General features: G+C 71.2%; 21 protein-coding genes. 14 read left to right on the top strand and 7 right to left on the bottom strand.

Features of this window, described 5'->3' with window-relative positions:
- Positions 1-47: 47 nt before the first annotated feature.
- The gene (locus ACNYS0_RS38720; RefSeq protein ID WP_422480871.1) at positions 48-641 is read right to left on the bottom strand and encodes a TetR/AcrR family transcriptional regulator; all 594 of its coding nucleotides are present in this window, start codon (positions 639-641) and stop codon (positions 48-50) included.
- A gap of 104 nt (positions 642-745) precedes the next feature.
- On the opposite strand from ACNYS0_RS38720, the gene ACNYS0_RS38715 reads away from it, so the two are divergent.
- From ACNYS0_RS38715 to ACNYS0_RS38705, 3 genes are all read left to right on the top strand, one after another.
- Complete coding sequence (locus ACNYS0_RS38715; protein WP_422480869.1) at positions 746-1609, top strand: NmrA family NAD(P)-binding protein; 864 nt, start codon at positions 746-748, stop codon at positions 1607-1609.
- Between the two features lie 75 nt (positions 1610-1684).
- Positions 1685-3967: a glycoside hydrolase family 3 N-terminal domain-containing protein gene (locus tag ACNYS0_RS38710; protein ID WP_422480867.1), complete on the top strand. Its 2283-nt coding sequence runs from the start codon at positions 1685-1687 to the stop codon at positions 3965-3967.
- A 40-nt stretch (positions 3968-4007) separates the two neighbouring features.
- On the top strand, positions 4008-4793 hold the full coding sequence (locus tag ACNYS0_RS38705; RefSeq protein WP_422480866.1) for a crotonase/enoyl-CoA hydratase family protein: 786 nt from the start codon (positions 4008-4010) through the stop codon (positions 4791-4793).
- A gap of 42 nt (positions 4794-4835) precedes the next feature.
- On the opposite strand, the gene ACNYS0_RS38700 is transcribed toward ACNYS0_RS38705, so the two are convergent.
- A complete protein-coding gene (locus ACNYS0_RS38700) occupies positions 4836-5693 on the bottom strand; it encodes a GNAT family N-acetyltransferase (RefSeq protein ID WP_422480864.1) in 858 nt (285 codons plus the stop codon).
- Between the two features lie 136 nt (positions 5694-5829).
- On the opposite strand from ACNYS0_RS38700, the gene ACNYS0_RS38695 reads away from it, so the two are divergent.
- Together ACNYS0_RS38695 and ACNYS0_RS38690 are read left to right on the top strand one after the other, a co-directional pair.
- A complete protein-coding gene (locus ACNYS0_RS38695; protein ID WP_422480862.1) occupies positions 5830-6654 on the top strand; it encodes an SAM-dependent methyltransferase in 825 nt (274 codons plus the stop codon).
- 134 nt (positions 6655-6788) lie between these two features.
- The gene (locus tag ACNYS0_RS38690; RefSeq protein ID WP_422480860.1) at positions 6789-6965 is read left to right on the top strand and encodes a hypothetical protein; all 177 of its coding nucleotides are present in this window, start codon (positions 6789-6791) and stop codon (positions 6963-6965) included.
- Positions 6966-6990: 25 nt separating this feature from the next.
- Here the strand turns inward: ACNYS0_RS38690 and ACNYS0_RS44200 are convergent, their stop codons facing one another.
- The 3 genes from ACNYS0_RS44200 to ACNYS0_RS38680 all read right to left on the bottom strand — a co-directional run bounded on the left by ACNYS0_RS44200 (position 6991) and on the right by ACNYS0_RS38680 (position 8336).
- Complete coding sequence (locus tag ACNYS0_RS44200; protein ID WP_466231358.1) at positions 6991-7068, bottom strand: 50S ribosomal protein bL37; 78 nt, start codon at positions 7066-7068, stop codon at positions 6991-6993.
- Between the two features lie 130 nt (positions 7069-7198).
- Positions 7199-7903 carry a coiled-coil domain-containing protein gene (locus tag ACNYS0_RS38685; RefSeq protein WP_422480858.1) on the bottom strand — a complete coding sequence of 235 codons (705 nt, stop codon included), beginning with the start codon at positions 7901-7903 and terminating at the stop codon, positions 7199-7201.
- 55 nt (positions 7904-7958) lie between these two features.
- The gene (locus ACNYS0_RS38680) at positions 7959-8336 is read right to left on the bottom strand and encodes a winged helix-turn-helix transcriptional regulator (protein ID WP_422480856.1); all 378 of its coding nucleotides are present in this window, start codon (positions 8334-8336) and stop codon (positions 7959-7961) included.
- A 92-nt stretch (positions 8337-8428) separates the two neighbouring features.
- Between ACNYS0_RS38680 and ACNYS0_RS38675 the strand changes: the two genes are divergently transcribed.
- Complete coding sequence (locus tag ACNYS0_RS38675; protein ID WP_422480854.1) at positions 8429-9268, top strand: SDR family oxidoreductase; 840 nt, start codon at positions 8429-8431, stop codon at positions 9266-9268.
- A 142-nt stretch (positions 9269-9410) separates the two neighbouring features.
- Positions 9411-9605: a CsbD family protein gene (locus ACNYS0_RS38670; protein WP_422480852.1), complete on the top strand. Its 195-nt coding sequence runs from the start codon at positions 9411-9413 to the stop codon at positions 9603-9605.
- Positions 9606-9735: 130 nt separating this feature from the next.
- Here the strand turns inward: ACNYS0_RS38670 and ACNYS0_RS38665 are convergent, their stop codons facing one another.
- Positions 9736-10329: a TetR/AcrR family transcriptional regulator gene (locus ACNYS0_RS38665; protein ID WP_422480850.1), complete on the bottom strand. Its 594-nt coding sequence runs from the start codon at positions 10327-10329 to the stop codon at positions 9736-9738.
- Positions 10330-10431: 102 nt separating this feature from the next.
- On the opposite strand from ACNYS0_RS38665, the gene ACNYS0_RS38660 reads away from it, so the two are divergent.
- Positions 10432-11172 (top strand): nitroreductase, encoded by a 741-nt coding sequence (locus tag ACNYS0_RS38660; RefSeq protein WP_422480848.1) that lies wholly within the window; start codon positions 10432-10434, stop codon positions 11170-11172.
- Between the two features lie 31 nt (positions 11173-11203).
- Here ACNYS0_RS38660 and ACNYS0_RS38655 read toward each other — a convergent pair whose 3' ends face one another.
- Complete coding sequence (locus tag ACNYS0_RS38655; protein WP_422480846.1) at positions 11204-12115, bottom strand: YceI family protein; 912 nt, start codon at positions 12113-12115, stop codon at positions 11204-11206.
- Between the two features lie 279 nt (positions 12116-12394).
- On the opposite strand from ACNYS0_RS38655, the gene ACNYS0_RS38650 reads away from it, so the two are divergent.
- The 6 genes from ACNYS0_RS38650 (at position 12395) to ACNYS0_RS38625 (ending at position 19223) form a co-directional block, all read left to right on the top strand.
- Complete coding sequence (locus ACNYS0_RS38650; protein ID WP_422480844.1) at positions 12395-13648, top strand: hypothetical protein; 1254 nt, start codon at positions 12395-12397, stop codon at positions 13646-13648.
- A complete protein-coding gene (locus ACNYS0_RS38645) occupies positions 13645-14820 on the top strand; it encodes a hypothetical protein (RefSeq protein ID WP_422480842.1) in 1176 nt (391 codons plus the stop codon). The genes ACNYS0_RS38650 and ACNYS0_RS38645 overlap by 4 nt, the downstream gene beginning before the upstream one ends.
- A gap of 135 nt (positions 14821-14955) precedes the next feature.
- The gene (locus ACNYS0_RS38640) at positions 14956-16119 is read left to right on the top strand and encodes an ROK family transcriptional regulator (protein ID WP_422480840.1); all 1164 of its coding nucleotides are present in this window, start codon (positions 14956-14958) and stop codon (positions 16117-16119) included.
- A gap of 38 nt (positions 16120-16157) precedes the next feature.
- Positions 16158-17426 (top strand): ABC transporter substrate-binding protein, encoded by a 1269-nt coding sequence (locus tag ACNYS0_RS38635; RefSeq protein ID WP_422480838.1) that lies wholly within the window; start codon positions 16158-16160, stop codon positions 17424-17426.
- Positions 17426-18394 carry a carbohydrate ABC transporter permease gene (locus tag ACNYS0_RS38630; protein WP_422480836.1) on the top strand — a complete coding sequence of 323 codons (969 nt, stop codon included), beginning with the start codon at positions 17426-17428 and terminating at the stop codon, positions 18392-18394. Before ACNYS0_RS38635 ends, ACNYS0_RS38630 begins: the two co-directional genes overlap by 1 nt.
- Positions 18387-19223 (top strand): carbohydrate ABC transporter permease, encoded by an 837-nt coding sequence (locus ACNYS0_RS38625; protein WP_422480833.1) that lies wholly within the window; start codon positions 18387-18389, stop codon positions 19221-19223. The genes ACNYS0_RS38630 and ACNYS0_RS38625 overlap by 8 nt, the downstream gene beginning before the upstream one ends.
- Positions 19224-19241 lie beyond the last annotated feature (18 nt).

Genomic DNA, 19241 nt, shown 5'->3' with positions numbered 1-19241 from the left:
ACCTCAACCAATCTTGAGGTCAAGGAATCGGCGAGGACGTCCTTGTGTCACGCCCTCAACAGGCGCAGCACCCGCCCCAGTTGTTCGGCGTAGTCGCGCTGGAAGTCCGGGTCCGCCGGGTCGCCGCCGAAGATCCGCCGCACCGTGTCCGGCATCAGGTGCGGGGCCATGACCAGCGCCTGGGACAGCAGCATGACCATGGCCGGACTGAGCGCGTCGGTCAGCTCGCCCTCGGCCTGCCTGCGTTCGATGTCGGAGAGGTCCTCCTCGGCGAGTTCGGGCACATCGGGGCGCCCCGTCAGCTCCGACCACGCCTCCAGGCGTACGCCCCGCGGGTCCGCGAAGTTGCCGCGCAGATAGCGCAGCACGAGCTCGTCGTACGGGAGTCCGGGGTCCTGGAGCTCGGCCTCGCTCCTCAGCCACGCGCGGCCGAGTTCGGCGTAGATCCCGCTCTTGCCACCGAAGTAGTAGTTGATCAGCTGCTTGTTGACACCCGCCCGGTCGGCGATCTCCTGCACCCGGGCCCCGGCGTACCCCTTCTCGGCGAAGACGTCCTTCGCGGACTCCAGCAGTCGGGTCCGGGAGTCACCGGAGGCGGCACGTGCGGTGTCTGCGGCCCTGCGGCGGGTGGGCTGGTTCATGGGAACCAGGGTATCGACGCAGGCCACCGCGTCAATCAACCGGTTGGTTGACATATTCATCCAGGTGGTTGAATCTGGGGTCCTCACCTCGAACGGAGCGAACCTTGATCCTCGTCACCGCAGCCACCGGCACCGTGGGCCGCCCTCTCGTGGCGGAGCTCGCCGCCACCGGCCACCCCGTGCGCGCCCTCACCCGCACCCCGCACACCGCCCGCTTCCCCGCGGGCGTCGAACCCTGCGACAGCGCACATCCCGACCTGAGCGGCGTCACTGCCCTGTTCGTGAACCCGGCGGCCGTGTGGGACGACGGGCGGTCCCTGCTCGACGCCGCGAAGAGCGCGGGAGTGACACGGGTGGTCACGCTGTCCTCCTCGTCCGTCCTGTCCGGCGACCGCCGGCACGCCGTCGCCAACCGGCACCGCGAGCTGGAGGCCGCCGCCGAGTCCACCGCCCCCGAGTACGTCCATCTGCGGCCCGACGCCTTCGCCGCCAACGCCCGGCAGTGGATCGGCCAGATCAGGACCGGCGACACGGTCGTTGGCCCCTACGCCGACGCCGTCACCGCCCCCGTCCACGAGGAGGACATCGCGGCCGTCGCCGCCCGCGCCCTGACCGGAGCGATCGCCTCAGGCGAGGCGCCGGTGCTGACCGGGCCCGAGCCACTGAGCTTCGCGGAGCAGGTCCGCATCCTCGGCGCCGCCCTCGGGCGCCCGCTGCACTACGAGGAGATCCCCCGCGCCGCCGCCCTCGACGCCATGCTGGCCAGCCCGTGGATGACCAGGGACATGGCCGACTCCCTGCTGCGCTACTTCGCCTCGTGCGTGGAGACGCCGACGCCCGTCTCCCCCGACCTGGAGCGCATCCTGGGCCGCCGCGGGCGCACCTTCGAGAGCTGGGCGGCGGAGCGCGTGGCGGAGTTCCGGCAGATGGATCCGACACCCCGGTCGCACCTCTTGACCCTTGAGTAACCGGAACGTAACTTCGCTTCAATTCTTGTGCCCATTACACGAGTTGTGGGCCCCGTACGATCGGGAAGCGAAGGCATGCCGGAGCTGCGCAGACGTACCCTGCTGTCCGCGATCGGTGTCACCGCAGGCGCGGGCGCCATCACCACCAGCCAGACCGCCACCGCATACGCGGCCACGACCGACACCGCCGCACCGCCCGCGCGCCACGAGGCCAAGGTCCGAAGCCTCCTCGCGCGTATGACTCTCGAAGAGAAGCTGGGCCAGCTCCAGCAGCTCCCCTGGTCCTACGACCTCAATCCGGGCTCCGGCACGACGAAGGCGGTCGAGGACGCGGCGCGCGCCGGCCGGGTCGGTTCGGTGTTCAGCATCTTCGGCGCCAAGACCACGAACGAGTTGCAGCGCCTCGCCGTCGAGGAGTCCCGGCTCGGCATCCCGCTGCTGTTCGGCCTCGACGTCATCCACGGCTTCTGGACCAACTTCCCGATCCCGCTCGCCCAGGCGTCCAGCTTCGACCCGGACGTGGCCCGCTCGGACGCCGAGGTGTCGGCCAAGGAGGCCCGCTCCAACGGCGTGCACTGGACGTTCGCCCCGATGATGGACGTCACCCACGAGCCGCGCTGGGGCCGCATCGCCGAGGGCAACGGCGAGGACCCGTACCTGACCGCGAAGTTCGCGGCGGCCAAGGTCAAGGGCTACCAGGGCTCCGGGTACGGCTCGAAGGACACCGTCGCCGCGTGCGCGAAGCACTTCGTGGCGTACGGGGGCGCGGAGGGCGGCCGCGACTACAACACGGTCGACGTCTCCGAGTCCCGCCTGCGCAACCTCTATCTCCCGCCGTTCAAGGCGGCGTTGGACGCGGGCGTCGCCACGGTGATGGCCTCCTTCAACACCATCAGCGGCGTCCCGGCGCACGGCAATCCGCACACGCTCACCGACATCCTCAAGAAGGAGTGGGCGTTCGACGGGCTGGTCGTCAGCGACTACACGGGCGTGCAGGAGCTGATCGCGCACGGCTTCGCCGAGGACGGCGCGGACGCGGCGCGGCTCGCCCTCAACGCCGGCGTCGACATGGAGATGACCAGCACCAACCTCCTCAGCAACGGCAAGAAGCTGGTGCGCGCGGGGAGGATCGAGGAGCGCCGGATCGACGACGCGGTGGCCCGCGTGCTCCGCCTCAAGTACGAACTCGGCCTGTTCGACGACCCGTACGTGCAGGAGTCGAAGGCGATCGACGAGCCCTCGGCCGACGCCCGCGAGGCCGCGCGCACGGCGGCGTCCCGCTCGATGGTGCTGCTGAAGAACGAGCAGGGCGCGCTCCCGCTGAAGAAGTCGGCCGCGTCCATCGCCGTGGTGGGCCCGTTCGGCGACTCCTCGGACCTGCTCGGTACGTGGGTGGTGCCCGCGTCGGCCGAGAAGTTCCCCTCGGTGAAGGTGCTCGACGCGGTCAAGAAGGCGGCTCCCGGCGCCAAGGTCAGGTACGCGCGCGGCGTCGACCCGGAGGGCAAGGACACCAGCGGCATCCCCGACGCGGTGGCCGCCGCGAAGGCGGCGGACGTCACGGTCGTGGTCGTCGGCGAACCGCCGTCGATGAGCGGCGAGGCGGCGGCCCGCAGCGACATCTCGCTGCCGGGCGCGCAGGAGAAGCTGATCGCGGCGATCGCCGATACCGGCAAGCCGTTCGTCGTGGTCCTGGTGGGCGGCCGTCCGTTCACCGTCGGCGACTGGCTGGACAGCGCGCCGGCCGTCCTGGAGGCGTGGCATCCCGGAATCGAGGCGGGCAACGCGATCGCGGACGTCCTGTTCGGCACGGTGAACCCGGGCGGCAAGCTCCCGGTGTCCTTCCCGCGCACGACCGGCCAGATCCCGATCCACTACAACCACGAGTCGACGGGCCGCCCGTACGACAAGGACAACAAGTACACGTCGAAGTACCTGGATCTGCCGCCCACGCCGCAGTTCCCCTTCGGCCACGGCCTCAGCTACACCACGTTCGCGTTCGGCACGCCGAAGCTGAGCCGCTCCTCGATCCCGGCGGCCGCCCTGCGCAAGGGCGACACGTTCGAGGTGTCGGTGGAGGTCCGCAACACGGGCTCGCGCTCCGGCGACGAGGTCGCGCAGCTGTACGTGCGCGACGTGGCGGCCTCGCTGACCCAACCGGTGCGCAGGCTGCGCGGGTTCAAGCGGGTCACCCTGGACAAGGGCGCGTCGACGACCGTCCGTTTCCAGCTCGGCGCGGAGGACCTGGGCTTCTGGACGAACGACTCCCGTGGCGAATTCCGCGTCGAGGAGGGGTCGTTCGAGCTGTACGTCGGGAACAGTTCGACGGCGGATGCCAAGCTGAAGCTCACCGTCAGCTAGCGGCAGGCCCACCGGCCCGTCGAGACGAAAGGTTCCCTCCATGTCGCCGTCGCCCGTCCGCGTGGAACGCGAAGGTCCGGTCACCACGGTCGTCCTGTCCCGCCCCGAGGCCCGCAACGCGGTCGACGGGCCGACGGCGGAGCGACTGGCCGACGCCTTCCGCGCGTTCGAGGCGGACGAGTCGGCGCGGGTCGCCGTCCTGTGGGGCGAGGGCGGCACGTTCTGCGCGGGCGCCGACCTCAAGGCGATCGGCACGGAGCGGGGCAACCGGGTGGCGGAGGACGGGGACGGGCCGATGGGCCCGACCCGCCTGCGCCTGACCAAGCCGGTGATCGCGGCCGTGGCCGGTCACGCGGTGGCGGGCGGCCTCGAACTCGCCCTCTGGTGCGATCTGCGGGTCGCCGAGGAGGACGCGGTGTTCGGCGTCTTCTGCCGCCGCTGGGGCGTGCCGCTCATCGACGGCGGCACGGTCCGCCTCCCTCGCCTCATCGGCGAGAGCCGCGCGAGCGACCTGATCCTGACCGGCCGCCCCGTCCAGGCGCGGGAGGCGTACGAGATCGGCCTCGCGAACCGTCTCGCCCCACCCGGTGGTTCCCGTGCGGCGGCGCAGGAACTGGCCGCGCAGATCGCCGCCTTCCCGCAGGACTGTCTGCGCAGCGACCGGGCGTCCCTGCGCGAGCAGCACGGCCGGGACGAGGCGGCGGCGATGGACACCGAACTCCGCTACGGGATGGACGTACTGGGCGGGGCGCTGGAGGGCGCGGGCCGGTTCGCGGCGGGAGCGGGGCGGCACGGGACGTTCGAGGACCAGAAGCCGGATTCCTAGCCGGAGCAGGCACGGCCCTGAATCGGCGCGTACTGCCCCGCCTCACCCCAGCTCAAGAGTCGTCACACCGAAGACCCGCTCCTCCGCGAACTTGCGCACGGGCCCCGTGTACATCCGGGCCGTCTCGAACCCCGGCTCCAGGCCCCGCGCCTCGGCGAGGGCGACGGCCGCCGGGTTCGACGCAGGCACATCGAGGCCGACCGGCCGCCCCACCGGAGCGAGCGCGTCGAACAGGGCGCGCGCGTCCTCGGGCGTGTCCGCGAACAGCGGCCCGATCCGCGGCATGTCGTACGCCTCGCGCAGCACGCCGTACCCGGTGACGCGCCCGCCGACGACGCGGGCGCGGACCACATGCCCCTCCGTGGTCAGCCAGGACTCCAGGAAACGGGGCCGGTCCGCCGGACAGCACCCGCCGTCGTACGCGAGGAGGGGCGCGAGGTCCCCTTCGACGGGCACGACGCCGTCGGCGTGCGCGCCCGCGCCGCCGCTCGCGACCCCGGTGAACCGGACGGTGCGGTGGGCGAGTTCGAAGCCCGACTTGCGGTAGTTGCCCTGCTGGGCGACGACGCCGTCGAGCCCGACGGTGCGCCCGCCCGCGTGCGCGAGCCCCGCCTGCCAGGTCGCGATCCCATACCCGAGGCCGCGCAGGTCGGGCCGTACGAGATAGCAGCCCAAGAAGGCGTACGCGTCGCCGTAGTTGACGACGGACACGGCGGACACCGGTTCGCCGTCGATCCGGCCGAGGAAGAACCCGTCGGGATCCTGGGCGAAGAAGCTGACCCCGTCGGCCACACCGGGGTTCCAGCCCTCGTCGGCGGCCCAGCCGCGGATCACCGGCCAGTCGGCGAGCGTGGCCCGGGAGATGTCGAGGCGTGCGGGACGCTGGGGGACGTCACTCATGCGCGGTGCTCCAGTCTCGGATTCCACTACGACCCACCATCCTCGCCGATAGCGGGCGCACACTTCGCCCACATACGGCAGGATGCTCGTGCACACGATCGAACATGCCCGGTCGACAAGGGAGTTGCAGCCACCCATGCCCTCGACGCCCGACACGTCCCCCACTCCACCGCGCATCGACACCAGCAGGCCGCACCCGGCGCGCGTGTACGACTGGTACCTCGGCGGCAAGGACAACTACCCGGTGGACGAGGAACTCGGCCGCCAGATCACCACACTGGAGGCGACCGCCAAGTACGCGGCGCGGCACAATCGCTGGTTCATGCACCGCGCGACGCGGATGCTCGCGGCGCGCGGCGGCGTCACCCAGTTCCTCGACATCGGCACCGGCATCCCGACCGAGCCGAACCTGCACCGCATCGCCCAACTCGCGGCCCCCGAGGCGAGCGTCGTCTACGTCGACAACGACCCGATCGTGCTGCGGCACGCGGAGGCGCTGCTGCGCGGCACTCCGGAGGGCGTGACCCGTTACGTCCAGGCCGATGCCCGCGAACCGGGCCGGATCATCGAACTGGCGCGGGAGATCCTGGACTTCGAGCGCCCGATCGCGGTGTCGCTGATCGCGCTGCTGCACTTCATCCCGGACGACCAGGGCGCGTACGACATCGTGCGCACGTTCGTGGACGCCCTGCCTACGGGCAGTCATCTGGTCCTGTCCCATGTGGCCGCGGACTACGATCCCTCGCGCACCCAGCAGGCGATCGACATGTACGCGGCCGGCGGGGTCACGCTCGCGCCGCGCACGCACGAGGAGATGACGAAGTTCTTCACGGGCTCCGGACTCGAGATCGTGGACCCCGGCGTGGTCTGGCTGCCCGACTGGCACCCGGAGTTGGCCGTCGACGAGGACCGGGACGGTTCCCCTGTGCCGATGTACGGGGCGGTGGGCCGCAAGAACTGAAGTGACGTACGGGTACGGGCGACTTGGGCGGGACAGGTGTCATCACGCCGACAGGCATGACGAAACTCACACATGGCGATAGCCACGTGACGGACCGCAGCGAATAGGCGTACGGATCCCCTACTCTCTTTCACATGTCCGCCATCCGAGCCCCACGCACCGTACGGTCCGCCGACGTGGTCAACGAGCAGATTCGTGACCTGTGGGCGCGCACGGGTGGGCAACTGAACCCCGAGGACCGCGCCGAGTACGAGACGCTGGTCACGGAGTGGGCGGCCGCCATCGGCGGCGGGGTCGCGCAGCGCGCGTGACCCCACCTCCCGGCCGTCCCCGCAGTCAGGACTGCGGACGAGAGCCGTGATTCGCCGCGTGCTTGCGGCGCGCCTTCTTCTTCCGACGACGCTTCGAGGACATGGGACCTCCCGGGAAGGGGTGGGGCGTTTCACCCACAACCCTTCCATAGAGGACATCCGGCCGCGATCCGGAGCGTGCGCCGCGCCGGCCGCCGCGCACGCTTCGGGCCGCGGGGGCGGACGCCTCCTCGTCACGGGGCGGGGTGGGCGTCGGGAGGCGGCTCACGGGGCGGAGCAGCGTGCTCCGGATAGGCGGCCCGGTGGGCCGCGGTACGGATGTGCAGCGCCATCTGGCGGGCTTGACGGGACCGGGTGCGGTGCTCCTCGGCGGCCGATCCGTCACTCTGTGCGAGACGCTCGTGATGCCGGGCCAGCATGTCGTACGCGTCGGCCAGCCTGGCGGCGGCCGTGAGGTACCGCGCGTTCTGCTGCTGCACATAGATGTCCAGGTTGTCCTGGCGCGACACCGACTCGACGTCGAGCAACCGGTCCGACGTGGCGATCTCCTGCTGGATCGCCCAGTCCTCGCGAGCTTTGCGGGCCTCCGCGCGAGCGACATTGGCGTCGGCGCGCGCCATCCGGGCGTGGCTCGCCGCGAGCAGGGCCCGCGCCCTTTCGCTCGCTTCCTGCGAACGCTGGAGCAGGCTGGGGGCCGCCTCGCCGACGATGCGGGCCTGCCGGTCCGAGAGCGCCTCCCGGGCGTTCAGATCCCTTTCGCGCTCGTCGGCGCCGGCCTCGCGCTGGTCAGCGGTGGCCTCACGCTCGTCGGCGGCCTCCTCGCGCGCGTCGGCCTGGCGCTCCCGCTCATCGGCCTGACGCTCGCGCTCGGCTCCGGCGTCCGCCCAGGGGCCGATGACATCACTGAAGGCGGAACGATCTGGAGGATCGGTTGCCACATTCTCAGTATTCCGACGTCGCGCTCCGTATTCAAGGCGCATCCGACGGTCACCTCTACGGGCGCTCGGACCCGTCCGCGGCCAGCCGCTCCGTGATGCGGTCGAACAAGTCCGTCAGCGGCGCGCCGACGTCCCGACCGAACCCGGTCAGCCCGTACGTGACTTGGGGCGGGGTCGTCGGCTCGACCTTCCGCCAGACCAGGTCGTCCTGGACGAGTGCGCGCAGCGTCTGAGCGAGCATCTTCTCGCTGATGCCCTGGATGCTGTCGCGCAGCTCGTGGAACCGAAGGTCGGCACTCCGCAAGGAGATCAGCACCCAGATGCCCCACCTGCTGGTCACGTGGTCGACCACGTCACGGGCAGGGCAGTCGGTGTGAAACACGTCATACCGCTTGCCCGAATCGGCCTGCGTCAACTGCGCGCCTACCTTCATGGCCGGAGCTTACCTCCAGGTATGTTCTTACGAAAAGTAAGCCCGCCTCCTAGCGTCAACTGCCTGAGCACACAACGGACTAGGAGCTGAACATGATCGTGGTGACCGGGGCTACCGGGAACGTGGGCCGGCCTTTGACGCAGGCGCTGGTCGAGGCGGGCGAGCAGGTGACGGCGGTGTCACGACGAGCGGCGGCCGTGCCGGACGGTGCCCGGCACGCGTCGGCGGACTTGACCGATCCACAGAGCCTCCTCCCCGCCCTGAACGGGGCCAAGGCGCTGTTCCTCCTCCTGTCGGGCGACCTGCACGCGTCCGGGGCCAGGCCGGCGGACATCATCGACCTGGCCGCTGCCCGTGGGGTCCACCGAGTCGTCCTGCTGTCCTCGCAGGGCGTGGCGACCAGGCCGCTCGGCCCGTCGCGGATCGCGATGCGTGCGCTGGAGGAAGCGCTGGGCCGGTCCGGCCCGGACTGGGCCGTCCTGCGACCGGGCGGGTTCGCCTCCAACGCCCTCGCGTGGGCGGAGTCCGTCCGCACGCGCGGCACGGTCGCCGCACCCTTCGGCGACGTCGGGGTTCCGGTCGTCGACCCGGCGGACATCGCGGAGGTCGCGGCGGCCTGCCTGCTGGACGACCGCCACACCGGCGGCATCTTCGAACTGACCGGCCCCGAGGTGATCACGCCCCGCCAGCAGTCACAGGCCATCGCCGACGCACTCGGCTCGCCGGTCCGCTTCCACGAACTCACCCGCGCGGAAGCCAAAACCGCGATGACCCGGTCCGTCCCACCGGAACTCGCGGACGACACCCTGGACATCATCTCGGCCCCGACACCCGCGGAACTCCGCACCAGCCCGGCGGTGGAACAGATCCTCGGCCGCGCTCCGCGCTCCTTCGGCGACTGGGTCGCTCGCAACATCGCCGCGTTCCGCTGAGCCGGAACTCGACGGCCACGAGCTCAACGAGCGGCAAGTCGTGTTCGAGTAGGCGCACTCTCTGCGACCGCACAAGATGCGGCCCCCGCCGGGCGCTCATACCGTTGCAGCAATCCCCCGCTCGACCACGCAAGGAGCAGTCATGGGCGACAACAGCGCCATGGACAAGGCCAAGGGCAAGGCCAAGGAGATGACCGGCAAGGTCACCGGCAACGACCGGATGAAGACCGAAGGACAGGCCGACCAAGCCCGCGGCAAGGCCAAGGAAGGCGTCGAGAACGTCCGCGACAAGGCCGAAGGCCTCCGCGACTCCCTGCGCAACGACGACGACAAGTAGACGCCCGCGCACCGTGCCCTCCCGCCGAGCGGGAGGGCACACGCATGCGCATCACCGGCATCGTCGGTGTCGTGCTCCATGCTGTCTTCGCATCGGGTACCAGGCACACCGAGCAACCCGGTGGGGCCTGTCAGATCGCGGTCGGCAGCGCGTTTTCCAGGAGGGTCTCCGCCGCTGCCCGCGCGTGCCGCCCGTAGTTCGAATCGCCCAGCACCATGGCGCGGCTGGCGGCGCCGTCCGCGAGGGTCACGAGTTGCTCGGCGAGGACGGCGGGCTCGCGGCAGCCCAGTTCCGCCACCAGGTCCATCACCAGCCGCACCATCAGTAGCTTCTGTTCGCGGGCGTAGGAGTGGACCGCGTTGTGCGGGTCGGGGAACTCCGCGGCGGCGTCGATGAACGGGCATCCGCGCACGGGATCCGTGCCGGTCGGGGGCGGGTCGAACAGCGCGAGGATTCGCTCCTTGGCAGGGATGTCCTCGCGTGCCAGCACGCCCTCCAGGGTGCGCCCCGTCGAGGAGAGGTCCTTGAGATGGGCGAGGACCAGCTCGTCCTTGGTCCTGAAGTGCGCGTAGAGGGTGCGCTTGGACACCGGCGCCCGCTCCGCGATCTGCTCCATGCCGGTCGCGTTGATCCCCTGGGCCGCGAACAGTCCGGCCGCGGCGGCCAGGATGCGCTCCCGCCCTCCGCGCCCCTGCCGCCGAGTCGCCGTCGTCACCGTGGTCATGACTTAAGTATACGTTCTCGTTTACTTCGGAGGGGGTGACTGCCTATAGTGCGACTCCAGGTAAACGATTGCGTTTACTTCAGCGATCCTGAGGAGTGTTCCATGAGCGGACCGGCCTGCACCCGGACGCGCACGAGCGAGGCGCCCACCGGCGGGACGCGGACGGACTGGACGCGAACGTCGGAGTACGCCGAGCAGCTGATCCGCGGGCGTCGCGCGACCCGCGCGTTCCGTCCCGACCCGGTGCCCGAGGACACTCTGCGCGAGATCTTCTCCCTGGCCGGCGCCGCGCCGTCCAATTCCAACGCGCAGCCGTGGCGGGTCGAGGTGGTCGGTGGCGCACGGCGCGACCGCCTGGCCGACGCCCTGCGAACGGCGCACGCCGAGCGGCGCGTCACGGCCGACTACCCCTACTCCGAGGACATGTACGCCCCCGTCCACCAGGAACGGCGGGCCGCCTTCGGCGCCGGTCTGTACGGAGCGCTGGGCATCGGCCCCGACGACCACCCGGCTCGCGCGGCCTACGACGCGGAGAGCCTGGGCTTCTACGGGGCGCCCCACGCCGCGTTCCTGTTCGTCACCGGCGACGGCGGACCTCGACTGGCGGCCGACGTCGGCGCCTACCTACAGACGCTGCTACTGGCCATGACCGGCTACGGCGTGGCCAGTTGCCCGCAGGGCCTGCTCAGCTTCTACGCCGACACCGTCCGCGATCACCTCGGAGTGGACGAGGGGAAGCTGCTCGTGGGCATCTCCTTCGGTTACGCCGACGAGAATGCACCGGTGAACCGGGCCGCGGCAGGCCGGGCGGCACTGGAGGCGACCACTACATTCCACGCCTAGAGCGGGCCCCGAAAGCGCAGCCCCGCCCCCCCTACTCCGGCGGCGTCGGCGTGTCCGCGCTGCGGTACATCGCCTGGAGGTCCATTTCGAGCTTGACCGTGGGGCCGACGACGGCGATGCCCTTGGCCAGCATGGTGCGCCAGTTGAGGGTGTAGTCCTCGCGGTGCAGCTCCGCCGTCGCGAGGGCGGCGCAGCGCAGCTCCTCCGCGTAGCCGCCGTTGACGACGCCGAGGTAGCCGGTCTCCAGGTCGACCGTGCGGCTCACACCGTGCATGGTCAGGGCGCCCTGGACGGTCCACTTGGAGCCGCCGCGGTAGATGAAGCGGTCCGAACTGAAGTGGAGGTAGGGGTAGTTCTCGACGTCCAGGAAGTCCGCGGAGCGCAGGTGGTTGTCGCGGGTGTTGTTGCCCGTGGTGATCGACGAGGCGTCGATGCGGACCTCGACGCGCGAGTCCGCCATGTCGGGCGCGATCTGGATGCCGCCCTCGAAGCGCGTGAAGCGGCCGTGGACGTGGGCCATGCCGACGTGCTTGGCGATGAAGCGGATCGCGGTGTGCGGCGGGTCGAACATCCAGGTGCCGGGCTGCGGCAGCTCGGGCGAGCGGCCCACGTGCAGCTGGATGCCGGTGAGCGGCAGGGTCTCGCCCGCGGCGACCTCGACGGTCTGCTGGAACGGCTCCAGGCCCTCGGCCGCGATCAACACGCTGTAGCGGCCAGGCTCCAGCGTGACGAAGACCAGGCCGAAGGGGTCGGTCGTGGCCTTCACCGAGACACGCCCGCTCTGCGAGTGCGTGATGGTGACCTCGGCGCCCGGCATGGGCTGACCGAACGGGTCGGTCACCTCACAGTGCACGCCGCCGGCGCCCGCGGGCATGGAGTGGACGGGCCCTCCTCCACGCCCTGCGGAACCGGCGCCTTTCCGGCGGAACAATGCGAGGGGCATGAGGGGCCTTTCTTGGACATCTGAACGAGCGCGCCCACCATGCCATGCACCCCGCCTGCCCAAATCGGACGGAGGCCCGTATTCCGGCAGGGCGGAACCCGCCATTTCACAGGATCCACACGTTTTCGATGCCAACCGCCCCCTGGACGACACCCTCAACCTCTCCCGTCCCGCGGGTGTTCACAGGTTCTCCGTAAAGCGTTGACGAAGCAGGAAGCCCTCTGGCAGGGTCGCGACCCGGCGCCACCCCCACGTGGGACCGAGGAGATCCCCCACCCGATGAAGCCAAGGCCCCCCTCCGCCCGCAGGACCGCGCCCCACGGCCCCGCCCTGCGGCGCTTCGCCGAGACACACTGGGCCAGAGAGCCGGTCGTCGTCACGGACGCCCCACCGCTGGGCCTCGACCGGGCCGACGCCCACGCACTCCTCCTCGCGGCGGCCACGGCGGAGGACACCGCGACGACCGGGCGCCCGAACCCCGAACCTCTGCGCCTGACCACGTCGGACGGCGTGCTGCACCGGCCGGGACCGCTGCTGCCCGGCCGGGCCGACCGGGACCTCGCCGGGTACGTCGCACGCCTCGCCTCCGCCGCACCGCTCGAAGGCGACGGATGGCTGCTGACCGCCACCGACCCGCTGTGCCGCGACTTTTCGGCCTGGTCGCGGGTGCGGGACGCGCTGGCGGGCCTCTGGCGGTACGTCGGGTGGCCCGCGGTCCCGGTGACGGCGGAGCTGGCCGTCGGCGACCGGCACCAGGCCGCCGCCGAGGCGGGCGACCCCGGCTCCGCGTCCCTCACCTGGGTCATCGACGGCGAACTGACCGTACGGGTGCGCCCCGAGCACACCGGCACCGAGTACGAACTCCGGGCCACCGCAGGCGACTTGATGCACTGGCCCGCCGGGAGCCGGCACCTCGACCACCGTACGGGGCCGTGCACGACACTGCGGGTGAGCGTGCCCGCCCGGGCCGTCTCGGCGCTGCCGCTGGTCACGGAGGCGGTCTGTGTGCCGGCACGAAGACGCGGCACGCGCCCGGACACCCCGGCCGCCCTGCCCCACCCGCTGCCCGCGCGGGCCGACGGCCGACTCACGATCCCCGCCCAACTCGCCGATGCGGCAAGCCTGTTCACGGACCGTCTCGCGGGCCCGGACATCGAAGGCGACCTGCTCGCCCGCTGGGCCGGGCTGCGCTCGGCGGCCGGCCTCGATCCGGCGCCGCCGCCACGGCCCGCCGTCCCCCTCACCGTCCGGCACCGATTACTGCGCGTCAGCGAGATCATCCGGGTCGCCACCGGACCGGACGACGCGCTGTGGGCGGCGAACGGGCTGGTGTGGCCGGTGCACGGCCGTGCGGCCGACCGCGTACTCGCCTGTCTGCGCACGACACATCAAGACACCACCGTCACCGACCTGGCCCGCGCGTCGGGGCTCCCCGACCGCTCCCCTCACCTGCACGGACTGCTGCGCGAACTGTGCCGCGCTCGGGCCGTCGCGGTCACACCAGCCGCCACACCACGGGAGCCGCACCCATGAGGGCGGGCGCGGCCACCCCGGTCGACGTGCTCAGACCCGTCGACCGGGCCGTCGACTGGCGACGCCTCGCGCGGGACCACTGGGACCGGCGGCCCGTCCTGCTCCGCCCGAGCCGCACCCCCGGCCACGCCGCCGCGCCCTTCGACCCCCACGAGGTCTTCGAGGGCGCCGTCGCCGCCGCACACCACACCACGTCGTCGGAGTCCGGCGAACGGGTCCGGTTCGCGGTGGGGCCGCGCCGCCTCACCGACCCCGGCGATCTGCTGCCCCGACCGGAGGACGGCTCGTTCGCCGCCTACGACCGCCGGCTCCAACGGCAGCTGGGCGGCGCGCCCTTCGCCCTCGTCGTCCGGGAACTGCACGCGGGACACCATCCGCTGTGGACCAGAGAACGGGCCTTCCTCACCGCGCTGTGGGCCGAGGTCGGCCAGCCCCTCGCCCCCATCGGCACGACGCTGTGCCACGGGACGTCCGGCGCGCCGCACACCACCCCGTCCCGCCACCGGGCAGCAACGTTCCTCTACGTCCTCCGGGGCCGTCAGCGGATCCGCATCGCGGGACCGGAGAACCAGCACTGGTCGGCCACGGCCGCCCCCGGCGACCTGCTCTACTGGCCCGCCGACCACGAACACACCGTCCACCCGCCCCGCTCCCCCGCCACGATCGTGCACATCTCCGTGCCGCGCACCCCCTCGCGCGACCTCACCCCGACTTTCTCGCAGGGGAGTTGGGGCGAGGCCGACACCCTCGTACCGGACGCCGAGAGGGTCGGCGACCTGCCCGGCACCCTCCCGCCGCCCCTCGCCGCCGCGCTCGACCATCTGCGCCAGGAGACGCGCCCAGCACCGCTCCACCGGCGCCTGGCCCACGAGGTGCTGCGGCACGCCACGGACGGCGGCCTGCGCCCGGTGCCGCCGCCCACACGGCCCGGCTACTTCACCGACGACGACACGGTACGGGCCACGGACCACGTGGTGTGGATGTCGGCCGCAGGGCACCGCCTGGTCGCGGCCTGCGGGCACATCACCCGCACCGGCCTGACGACACGCGAACTGTCCGCCCTGATCGGCCGCTTGAACGGCGGCGAGCCACTGCCGGTGGGCGAACTGACACCACCCGCCCGCCGACTGCTCGCGCGGCTGTCCGCGTTCCGTGCGGTGGAGCGGCTGTAGGGGCGTCCGGAACCGGGCTCGGCTCTCAATTCGCAGGAGTTCTGCGAAATACCCGCGCCCGTAGGGTTCCCAGGCCCGTGAGGTTATGCAACAGTCCTGCACAACCGGACCGACGACGCGACGGAGGCACAGCCCATGGCGGGGCACGAGCGGGCGCGCGGGCACGATCTCGCGGCCCTTCGCGGACTGAACACCGCCGTGGTGCTGCGGTCGTTGCGCCAGGAGAGCCCGCAGACGGTCAGCCGGCTCACCGGCTCCACCGGCCTGTCCCGGCCGACCGTCGAGGTCCTGGTCGAAGAACTGGCCGCGCAGGGCTGGATCGCCGAGACGACCGCGCCGCCGGCCGTGCGCTCCCCGGGGCGGCCCGCGCGCCGCTTCCGGTTCCGGTCCGAGGCCGGGCATGTCGTCGGCGTCGACATCGGCCTCAGGAAGCTGGTGCTGCTCCTGGCCCGCCTCGACGGCGAGATCGTCGCACGGCACCGGGAGGAGTTCCCCGCGGAGCTGACCGGCGCTGAGCGCATCGAGCTGCTGCGCACCCGGCTGCGCGCCTTCCTCGCCGATCAGCGGCTCGGCCCGCACGATGTGTGGTCCGTCGGCATCGGCGTGCCGGGCATGGTCGACGACACCGGCCGGATCCGCTCGGTGATCGTTCCGGAGTGGACCGACCTGGACCTGTCGCGCCGGTTCGCGGACGAACTCCCCTGCCCGGTCCTGGTCGAGAACGACGTGAACCTCGCGACGCTCGCCGAGCACTGGCAGGGTGCGGCGGAACTCGCGGACGACGTGGCGTGCGTGCTCGTGGGTCGGCGCATCTCGTGCGGCGTGATGATCGACGGCCGCCTGCACCGGGGCCGCCGCGGCGGCGCGGGCGAGCTGGGCATCCTGCCCCAACTCGGCCTGAACGAGGCCGGGGACGCGCTCGGCTGGGACGGAGACCCGCTGCCCGGCGAGTCGGAGACCGACGCGCTCGCACGGTCCGTACGCGCCAAGGACCCCAAGGCACTCGCCGTCCTGGAACGCTATCTGGCCGGGGTCGCACCCGGCATCGCCGCGCTCGTCCTCGCCCTCGACCCCGAACTCCTCGTCCTGTCGGGCGCGTTGGCCCCGGTCGGCGAGCCGCTGGGTCCACTGCTCGCCGAACACCTCGCCCCCCTCACCCTGCACGTCCCGCGCATCGCGGTCAGCACACTCGGCCGCGAGAGCGTGGCGCTCGGCGCGGTGCGCCGCGCCCTGGACGACGTGGACACCCACCTCCTCGACGGCGCGGGCCCCTCACGCCCACCGTCCCCCGCCCCCTGACACTCCCCTCTCCGCACACCTACCGACCGGAGGCGCACATGCGCAGGAGAAGCCTGCTCGCCGGTGCTCTCGCGGCGGCCCCGCTCGCCGCGGGCTGCGGCGCGGGTGGCGGCGATCCCACCGCCGCCACCGCCCGCGGGGGCCGCACCGCACTCTCGTACGGCATGTGGGACCCGGCCCAGGTCCCCGGCATGCGGCGGATCATCCGGGCCTTCGAGCGCGCGCACCCGGACGTCTCCGTGGAGATCCAGCTGACCCCGTGGAACTCCTACTGGACGACGCTGCGCACGGCGATGCGGGGCGGCACGGCGCCCGACGTGTTCTGGATGAACGCCGTGAACATCAAGCTGTACGCGGCCAACGGCACACTGGTGCCGCTCGACGAGCACATCGCCCGCGCCCGCACCCCCGTCGGCAAGCACCCGAAGGCGCTGGTCGACATCTACACGTACGGCGGCAGGCAGTACGGACTGCCGAAGGACTTCGACACCATCGGGCTCTGGTACAACAAGGAGCTCTTCGACAAGGCGGGCGTCAAGTACCCCGATGCCTCCTGGACCTGGGACGACCTGCGGGACGCGGCGCGCGAGCTGACGGACCCTGGGCGGCGGGTCTACGGGATCGCCGCCGAGATGGACCGGCAGGCCAAGTTCTACCCGTCGATCTTCCAGGCCGGCGGGTACGTGCTCCGCGACGGCCGCTCCGGATTCGCCGATCCGCGCACCATCGAGGGCCTGCGCTTCTGGACGGATCTGGTGGACCGCGGCTGGTCGCCACCGCAGAGCGCCATGTCGGAGGTCCGCTCCCGCAACCTGTATCTGTCCGAGCAGGTGGCGATGAACTACGACATTTCCTCGATGGCCTCGTTCATGTACGGGACGCCCGCCATCAAGGACCACGGCGGGGTCGCGGTCCTCCCCAAGGGGCGCGAGCGGGGGACCGTCATCCACGGCCTCGCGAACTGCGTCAGCGCCAAGTCCCGCAAACAGGAGGCCGCCTGGAAGTTCGTGGACTTCATGGCGCGGAGCCGGGCGGGCGAGATCCAGGCCCAGGGCGGTGTGACCATCCCGTCGTACACGGGGACGCAGGACGCGTGGCTGAAGTCGATGCCCGAGTTCGACCTGCGGTGCTTCCTCGACATGGTCGACTACGCCTCCCCCTACCCGAGTTCGCGGAACACGGCCGTCTGGGAGGACCTCGAGTATCTGCTGCTCGGGGCGCCGTTCAGCGGCAAGGGCGGCATCGAGGGCGCGGCCCGCACGCTCGCGAAGCAGATGGACCGGGCGCTCGACGAGGAGGACAACTGATGGCCGTGTTCCCTTCGACGGCCGCCGCGGAGGCGGAGGGCCGCATCAGGAAGCCGCACAGCAAGGCGGGGCGCGAGGGCAGCGCACGCGGCCCCAACTCCCGTACGCAGAAGTCCGCGTACGTCTTCATCGCGCCGATCGGGCTCGGCTTCCTGCTGTTCTACCTCTGGCCGATGCTTCAGACCTTCGGCTTCAGCTTCACCCACTTCGGACCGTTCGGCGGCAACACCTGGACCGGCGGCGAGAACTACGCGCGGGTGGTGCAGGACGTCACCGTGTGGCGGGCCATCGGCAACACGCTGCTGTACGGGGCGATCGGACTGCTCACGCTGCCCCTGTCGATCGCCGTCGCGGCCCTGCTGAACCGGCGCGGCCTGCGCGGCGTCGCCGTCTACCGGGCCCTGTACTTCATCCCGTTCGTGACGCTCCCGGTCGCGGTGGGCCTGGTGTGGAACTGGCTCTACAACGGCAACTTCGGCCTTCTCAACGAGGTGCTGTCGTGGTTCGGCGTCGCACGGCACTTCTGGGCCTCCGACCCGTCGACCGCGCTGTGGGCCATCGGGGTCGTCTCGGTGTGGCAGAGCGTCGGCTACTACTTGATCATCTTCATCGCGGGCATCAAGGGCATCCCGCAGGACTACTACGAAGCCGCCGAGCTGGACGGCGCGGGGCCCGTGCGCCGGTTCTTCACCATCACGATCCCGCTGCTGAGCCCGAGCATCTTCTTCGCGGCCGTCATCTGCGTCATCAATTCGCTCCAGATGTTCGACCTGATCTACGTGATGATGAGCCCCATGAACCCGGCGCTCGGGTCCACGCAGTCCGTGGTCAGCCTCTTCTACCAGTGGGCTTTCCAGCAGAACAACCAGGGCGCCGCGGCGGCCCTCGCCTTCCTCCTGATGCTGCTCACGGCGGCCCTGACGTTCCTCCAGTTCCGGCTCCAGAAGAAGTGGGTGCACTATGCGTGATTCGCTGCGCCGCGTGAGCGGCGGCTCCGTCGCCACGCACGCGCTCCTCTCGCTCGGCGCGCTCGTGATGGTCTTCCCGTTCCTCTGGCAACTGCTCACGGCACTCAAGACGCTGCCGGAAGCGGTGCACGTGCCGACGACGTTCCTGCCGCAGCAGTGGAACTGGGGCTCCTTCAAGGAGGTGTTCACCGCACTGCCCTACGGGGAGATGCTCGGCAACAGCCTCATCAACACGATCGGGCGCACCGCGGGGCAGCTCGTATTCTGCTCGCTCGCCGCGTACGCGTTCGCCCGGATGCGGTTCCGGGGCAAGAACGTGCTGTTCGCGCTGTTCCTGTCGGTGCTGCTCGTCCCGTCCTCGCTGCTGATCCTGCCGCAGTACGACATCATCCAGCGGCTCGGCCTGCTGAACTCGCCGCCCGCGCTGTTCCTTCCGGGGATGTTCAGCGCCTTCGGGACCTTCATGCTGCGGCAGTTCTTCCTCTCCCTGCCCAGGGAGCTGGAGGAGGCGGCGCGCATCGACGGCGCGGGCCCCTTCCGCATCTTCTGGTCGATCATGCTGCCGCTGATCCGTCCCGCCCTCGCCGCCCTCGCGGTGATCACCGCGATGTGGTCGTGGAACGACCTGCTGTGGCCGCTCGTGGTGAACACCGATCCGGCGAAGATGCCGATCAGTGCCGGACTGACCTCCCTGGAGGGGCAGTTTGAGACCAACTATCCGGTGATGATGGCCGGTTCGCTGATCGCGAGCCTGCCGATGATCGTCCTCTATCTCTTCCTTCAGCGGCACTTCGTGCAGGGCATCGCCCAGAGCGGCACGAAGGGCTGACCCGAAGGCCCCCGGAAC

It is taken from the genome of Streptomyces anthophorae (assembly GCF_049310305.1).
Taxonomy (GTDB): Bacteria; Actinomycetota; Actinomycetes; order Streptomycetales; family Streptomycetaceae; genus Streptomyces.
The sequence above is the reverse complement of the archived record's forward strand: the minus strand, read 5'-3'. Positions and strand labels throughout refer to the sequence as shown.